The sequence below is a fragment of the Flavobacteriales bacterium genome (assembly GCA_013214975.1).
In the GTDB taxonomy this organism is placed as follows: domain Bacteria; phylum Bacteroidota; class Bacteroidia; order DT-38; family DT-38; genus DT-38.
The window spans coordinates 1-2,959 of sequence record JABSPR010000163.1 but is presented as its reverse complement, the minus strand read 5'-3'; the positions used below and the strand labels follow the sequence as shown (position 1 = coordinate 2,959).

The 2,959-nt window shown below is 34.6% G+C and carries 4 protein-coding genes; 1 reads left to right on the top strand and 3 read right to left on the bottom strand.

Features of this window, described 5'->3' with window-relative positions; translation table 11 throughout:
- A partial coding sequence (locus HRT72_05895) for an acetyl-CoA carboxylase carboxyl transferase subunit alpha (protein ID NQY67238.1) occupies nt 1-599 on the bottom strand: 599 nt, incomplete at its 3' end.
- A gap of 80 nt (nt 600-679) precedes the next feature.
- On the opposite strand from HRT72_05895, the gene HRT72_05890 reads away from it, so the two are divergent.
- The gene (locus tag HRT72_05890) at nt 680-1,477 is read left to right on the top strand and encodes a 4-(cytidine 5'-diphospho)-2-C-methyl-D-erythritol kinase (GenBank protein ID NQY67237.1); all 798 of its coding nucleotides are present in this window, start codon (nt 680-682) and stop codon (nt 1,475-1,477) included.
- On the opposite strand, the gene HRT72_05885 is transcribed toward HRT72_05890, so the two are convergent.
- Both HRT72_05885 and HRT72_05880 read right to left on the bottom strand, forming a co-directional pair.
- On the bottom strand, nt 1,478-2,554 hold the full coding sequence (locus HRT72_05885; protein ID NQY67236.1) for a YjgP/YjgQ family permease: 1,077 nt from the start codon (nt 2,552-2,554) through the stop codon (nt 1,478-1,480).
- 3 nt (nt 2,555-2,557) lie between these two features.
- Nucleotides 2,558-2,959 (bottom strand): tRNA-guanine transglycosylase (locus HRT72_05880; protein ID NQY67235.1); only part of this gene is annotated, 402 nt, incomplete at its 5' end.

The following is a 2,959-nucleotide window of genomic DNA, read 5'->3' as shown; positions in this document are numbered from 1 at the left end:
CCTTCCCCAATTATAATACAAATAATAGGGACTTCTAACTGAGCCATTTCCATAAGGTTTTTAGCGATTGCTTCACCTTGCCCTCTTTCTTCTGCCTCAACGCCAGGGAATGCACCAGGTGTGTCGATTAGAGATATAATAGGCATGTTGAACTTTTCAGCCATTTTCATTAATCGTAATGCTTTACGATATCCTTCGGGATTCGCCATTCCGAAGTTTCGATACTGACGCATCTTAGTATTAATTCCTTTTTGTTGACCAATAAACATTACAGATTGACCATCAATACTCCCAATACCGCCAACCATTGCTTTATCATCTTTTACGGTTCGGTCTCCATGTAATTCAATAAAGTCGCCGTCGGTTATAGCGTCAATATAGGCTAGTGTGTACGGTCTGTCGGGGTGTCTGGATAATTGAACTCTTCCCCAGGCTGTAAGGTTTTTAAAGATGTCTTTTCTTTTCTCTTTAATCTTTTTCTCTAGATCATTGATTGTTTTAGTAACGTCTACATCACTTTCTTTTTGAATCTGTTCTGCTTTCTCCAGTTGGTCCAAAAGATTTTGAAGAGGTTTCTCTATTTCAATTAATGTTGCCATATTTATTCAGTTCTGTTTCCCTTTAATGCACAAAGTTATAATTTTAGAGCTCAGAATGGAAAAATCAACCAAATTCTATAATGATAGTTTATCCTATTTCTAAGATTAACATAGGTCTTAATGTTTTAAAGAGACGAGATGACGGGTTTCACAACCTGTCAACACTGTTTTATCCTATTGGATTACGTGATATTCTTGAAATTAAAAAATCGAATCAATTTAAGTTTAGCTCTTCAGGCTTGGAGATTAAGGGCAATCTGGATTCAAACCTGTGTGTGAGGGCTTACACCCTTTTGAAAAATGATTTTAATCTTGGTCCTGTAGAAATTTATTTATATAAGGTAATTCCAATGGGAGCAGGAGTAGGAGGAGGATCTTCGGATGGGGCTTATACAATTAAAGTGTTGAATGAAATATTCGAATTAAACATTCCAACTGAAAAACTTCAAGACTACGCATTGAAATTAGGAAGTGATTGTCCCTTTTTTATTGATTCTATTCCTGCAATTGGGGCTGGTCAAGGTGAAAAATTATCGGATACTTCAATTGACCTGGATAGCTATTATTTTGTTCTTATTTGTCCGGATATTCATATTAGTACCAAAGTAGCTTTTGAGAAACTGAATAGTAATAGAAGTATGAATGAACTAAGTATAGAAAGGATTGATAAATGGAAATCAACCATAACCAATGATTTTGAAGAAGGTGCTTTTAGCATGCATCCTATTCTGTTAGATTATAAAAATGAGTTGTACGATCTAGGTGCTTTATATGCATCTATGAGTGGAACAGGTTCTTCTATTTATGGGATCTTTGATAAAAAGATAAATTTGGATAAAGCTAAATTCAGAAATGAATTTGTATGGGAGTCAGAATAATTATTTCTGCGCTCTGCTATAGAGAGCAATTCCAACAGAGAGAAAAATAATATTAGGAATCCATACTGCCAATAAAGGAGTCACATTGCTATAGGTAGCAAAAGTGGTTGAAATTTGCATTAATAGGATGTATATAAAGCTGATTCCTAGTCCTATTCCTATATGTAGTCCAATACCGCCTCTCGATTTTCTACTGGCCAGAGAAACTCCTATCAGGGTTAATATCATAGTTGAAAAAGGGAATGCACCTCGTTTATATTGCTCTACAATATAAAATTCTATTCTGTCTCCACCTCTTTCTTTCTCTAGCTCAATAAATTCTGCTAGTTCAGTATTTGTCATAAAGGCCATGTCCGTAATTCTTCTTTTAAATTCTTTAGGGTGAAGATTAATTATTGTGTCCTTTTTTTTCCCTTGAGTGATTATTTCAAAATCTTCTTTAAGGTCTCGTGTGAGCCAATTTGTCATCGACCAGGCTTGGTTTGTACTATCCCACTTAATTGTCTTTGCGATTGTCTTGGATATTAATTTGTGTTCGTCGAAGCGTTCGATCGAAAAGTTATTCCCTGTGTTCGTTTGGGCATTATAATGGGCTATATAAACATAAGTGTCAGATTCTATTCTCTTATGGTTCCTTAAAGACTGGCCATGCCTTGGGGCCTTCATATACTTATTCTCGAACTCGATCCTAACTTTATTCGCTGGAGGAATCACATACCCTGATAAGTAATATGTAAACAAACAAAGTATTGCAGAGCTAATAAAATAGGGAACAAGTATTCTGTTATAACTAATGCCACCACTCATAATGGCAATAAACTCTGTATTAGAGGCCATTTTAGAAGTGAAGAATATTACTGCTATAAACGTTATTAGGGGGGAAAGAAGGTTTATGAAATATGGTATAAAATTGAGGTAGTACTCTGTGAATATTTTGGTCAAAGGAACTTCCTTGTCTAAGAAATCATCAATCTTTTCTGAAATATCAAAGACGATAACAATAGATATAAAAAGAACCACGCTGAATACAAATGTGCTCAGGTAATTCTTAATTATGAAAATATCTAGTTTTTTCACTTCTTATAATCGGGTTCCTAAAACTTTAACCATTTTGTTTTTCCACGTAACGAACGTGCCATTTTCAATATTCTCTTTGGCTTTTTTTAGTAGATCTGTATAAAAACCAAGATTATGGATAGATGCTATTTGAGCGCCTAGCATTTCTCTTGAGTTAATTAAATGATATAAATACGCTTTACTGTAAGTCGTATCTACGTACGTTATTGCTGCAGTATCTATGTCAGAGTGATCATTCTTCCATTTGGCATTCTTTATATTGATTATCCCATCATATGTAAACAACATGCCATTTCTGCCATTTCGAGTTGGCATAACGCAATCGAACATGTCAATTCCAAGAGCAATATTTTCTAATAAATTTATTGGTGTACCAACACCCATTAAATATCGAGGCTTGTCTTT

Excerpts from the sequence above, each read along its gene's own strand:
- HRT72_05890 (NQY67237.1), top strand. The coding sequence starts at position 680 with ATGATAGTTTATCCTATTTCTAAGATTAACATAGGTCTTAATGTTTTA.